Source organism: Streptomyces sp. ATLC9, assembly GCF_057196705.1.
Map to the genome: position 1 here is coordinate 1 of NZ_JBXUOY010000400.1, position 3,559 is coordinate 3,559.

Consider the following 3,559-nt stretch of genomic DNA (forward strand, 5'->3'; position numbering starts at 1 on the left):
GCGCCGGCGGAGGCGGCCGCCGCCGCGAGGGCGCCGGTCACCGCGGAGAGGGTGGTGCCCGCGGGGGCGGTCACCAGCACGTCGCAACCGCCGGTGCTCTGCTCCGCGTGACCGCCGCGCGGCCCGAGGACGGTCAGCCGGATCTGCATCGACATCGGCCCCTTCAGTCCCGTGATGCTGGATGCATCCTCGCACCGACCACTGTCATCGCACCCACGATCCTCCGTCGAATGATCTTGATTGGTCGGCTGTGCACGCAAATGTGGCCGGTAATTGCCCGTTCCCCGCGTGTTCCGCTCCCGTGCGAAACCCGGCGGCCCTCCGCACGGTTCCGGAACCGCCCACCGGCAACCGTCGGCCCGCGCGGTGCGTCGGACAGGGTGTCGGGACAGGGCACGGGAGGGCCCGGACGGACGGGAGGCCGACCGGGCGGAACGGCGCCGGCAGGCGCCCGGACACGGCTGTGCCCTGCCGCACACGGCACTACAGTGAGCCGCCGGAGCGCCGTACAGTGGCGGCTTGGGCAGTTCGGACGAACCAGGGAGCGCATGACGTGCGGCCGGTAGGCAGCAAATACCTGCTCGAGGAGCCGCTCGGACGCGGCGCCACGGGCACCGTCTGGCGCGCGCGCCAGAGAGAGACCGCGGGCGCCGAGGCGGCCGTGGCCGGGCACCCCGGCGAGACCGTGGCCATCAAGGTCCTCAAGGAGGAGCTGGCGAGCGACCCGGACGTGGTGATGCGCTTCCTGCGCGAGCGCTCCGTCCTGCTCCGCCTGACCCATCCCAACATCGTCCGCACCCGCGACCTGGTGGTCGAGGGCGAACTCCTCGCCCTCGTCATGGACCTGATCGACGGCCCGGACCTGGACCGCTACCTGCGGCAGAACGGCCCCTTCTCGCCGGTCGCCGCCGCGCTGCTGACCGCCCAGATCGCCGACGCGCTGGCCGCCAGCCACGCCGACGACGTCGTCCACCGCGACCTCAAGCCCGCCAACGTGCTGCTCGCCGGTTCCGAGGACGACCCCGCGGGCCTGCGTCCGATGCTCACCGACTTCGGCATCGCGCGCCTGGCCGACTCCCCGGGCCTGACCCGCACCCACGAGTTCGTCGGCACGCCCGCCTACGTCGCGCCCGAGTCCGCCGAGGGCCGGCCGCAGACCTCCGCCGTGGATGTCTACGGCGCGGGCATCCTGCTGTACGAGCTGGTCACCGGCCGTCCCCCCTTCGGCGGCGGCACCGCGCTGGAACTCCTCCAGCGCCATCTGACCGAGGAGCCGCGGCGCCCCGGCAACGTGCCCCTGCCGCTGTGGACGGTCATCGAGCGCTGCCTGCGCAAGAACCCCGAGGAGCGGCCCGGCGCCGAGAACCTGGCCCGCGCCCTGCGGACGGTCGCCGGGGGGATCGGGGTGCACGCCACGCCCGCGCAGGCCGAGGCCGCGCTGGGGGTCGCCGCGCTGCTGGGTCCCGACCCCTCGCCCGCCCCGGTGCCGGGGCAGGCTCCGGCCGGCGCGTCGGACCCCACCCAGGTCCTGCCGACCACGGGCCGGCCCGGTGACGGCGCCCCCGTGCACGACCCCGACGCCGCCACCGGATTCCTGCCGCACGCCGGCGGTCCCGGTCCGGCCGGCCCCGGCCGGGGCGGCTCCGACGAGGGCGCCACCCAGGTCATGCCGCCCATGCCCCCGGGAGGGCCCTCCGGCGGTGGGGACGGTCCGGCGCCCGAGGAGCCGCACCCCTGGCAGACCCAGTTGCGCGCCGCCCGGGACCGCAACGAGCAGACCCAGATCCAGCCACTCGACCCGGAGCAGGACCCGCTGCGCCGCCGTCCTCAGCGCCGCGTCGCCCCGCACCACCAGCCGGAGCAGCCGGAGCAGCCGGAGCAGCCGTACAACCAGGCGCACCGGCCGCCGCCCCGGCAGTCCCGGCCGCAGCAGCCGTACGCCCCCGCGCCGCAGCACCGGCCGGAGCCGCGGCCCCAGCGGTACGAACCCCCGAGCCCGCCCGCGCCCCGGCGCGAGCCCCGCCCGCCGCGGCAGCGCACCTCCAGCCCCATGCGCGTCCCCGGCCTCGGCTGCCTCAAGGGCTGCCTTTTCATGGTGCTGATCCTCGTGCTGGTCTGCGTGCTGGTGTGGAACTTCACCCCGCTGCCCGAGTGGTGGGACCAGGGCCGGCGGTTCTGGGAGGACACCAAGGACTGGGTGGGCGAGGCGTGGACGTGGATGACGGAGCTCGGCAACACGGCCGAGGAACTGCCCACCGACCTCCCCACCGAGATCCCCGCGAACAACTGACGAGAACAACCGGCGACGGGAGGCGGAGCCCCACGGAGGCGGCGGCCCGGTCGCTTTGTCGACTTTCGGGGCGGATTTCCGCCCCGGAGGTGGCGGTTGCCGCCATCCGGGGGGCGCGGCGCCCCCGCGTAAGCGTAGTTTTGTCGCCATGTCACGGAAGATCGGCAGTCGGTACACCGCCCATCGGATCCTGGGCCGGGGCAGCGCCGGCACGGTGTGGCTGGGCGTGGGGCCCAAGGGCAGCCCCGTCGCCGTCAAGCTGCTGCGCGAGGACCTGGCCTCGGACCAGGAACTGGTGGGCCGCTTCGTGCAGGAACGCACCGCGCTGCTCGCCCTGGACCACCCCCGCGTCGTCAAGGTGCGGGATCTGGTGGTCGACGGCAACGACCTCGCCCTCGTCATGGACCTCGTGCGCGGCACCGACCTGCGCACCCGGCTGGACCGCGAGCGCCGCCTCGCCCCGGAGGTCGCCGTCGCCGTCGCCGCCGACGTCGCCGACGCGCTGGCGGCCGCCCACGCGGCCGGGATCGTCCACCGCGACGTCAAGCCCGAGAACATCCTGCTCGACGTGCACGGCCCGGCCGGACCCGGCGGGGCCCCGCCCGCGCTGCTCACCGACTTCGGCATCGCCAAGCTGATCGACGCGCCCAGCCGGGGCGGCGGCAGCAAGGTCGTCGGGACCCCTGACTACGTCGCCCCCGAGATCGTCGAGGGCCTGCCGCCGCGTGCCTCCGTCGACGTCTACGCCCTGGCCACGGTGCTGTACGAGCTGCTGGCCGGTTTCACGCCCTTCGGGGGCGGCCACCCAGGAGCCGTTCTGCGCCGCCACGTCACCGAGCGTGCCGCCCCGCTGCCCGGCATCCCCGACGAGCTGTGGCAGCCGCTCAACCAGTGCCTGGCCAAGGCCCCGGCCTCCCGGCTGCGCGCCTCCGAGATGGCCGCACGGCTGAGGGAGGTGCTGCCAACCCTGGCGGGGCTGCCGCGGCTCGACATCGACGAGCCCGAGCCGGAGGGCGACGCCCGCACCGGCGAGCAGCAGGGGGCGTACGGACAGCGCGGCCGCCGTGACGGCCCCGCCTACGACGACGGGCTGTACGGGCCCGGCACGGACGCCGATCCGTACGGCGAGCCCGCCCGCGGAGCCGTCCCGCTCGTCCACGGCGGGCCCGCGCCCGACTCCACCCGCGACACCCACACCAGCATGCGTGTGCCCGGCGCGGACGAACTGGCGGGCGGGGCGCACGGTACCGCCCGCGCGCCCCGCGCGCC

2 protein-coding genes are annotated in these 3,559 nt (G+C 75.5%); both read left to right on the forward strand.

What is annotated here, in order from left to right:
• The first annotated feature begins 553 nt into the window (after nt 1-553).
• Nucleotides 554-2,290, forward strand: a complete 1,737-nt coding sequence (locus AC2CJA_RS25400) for a serine/threonine-protein kinase (protein ID WP_484605011.1) — start codon at nt 554-556, stop codon at nt 2,288-2,290.
• Between the two features lie 148 nt (nt 2,291-2,438).
• The coding region (locus AC2CJA_RS25405) for a serine/threonine-protein kinase (RefSeq protein WP_484605012.1) at nt 2,439-3,559 on the forward strand (1,121 nt) is incomplete at its 3' end.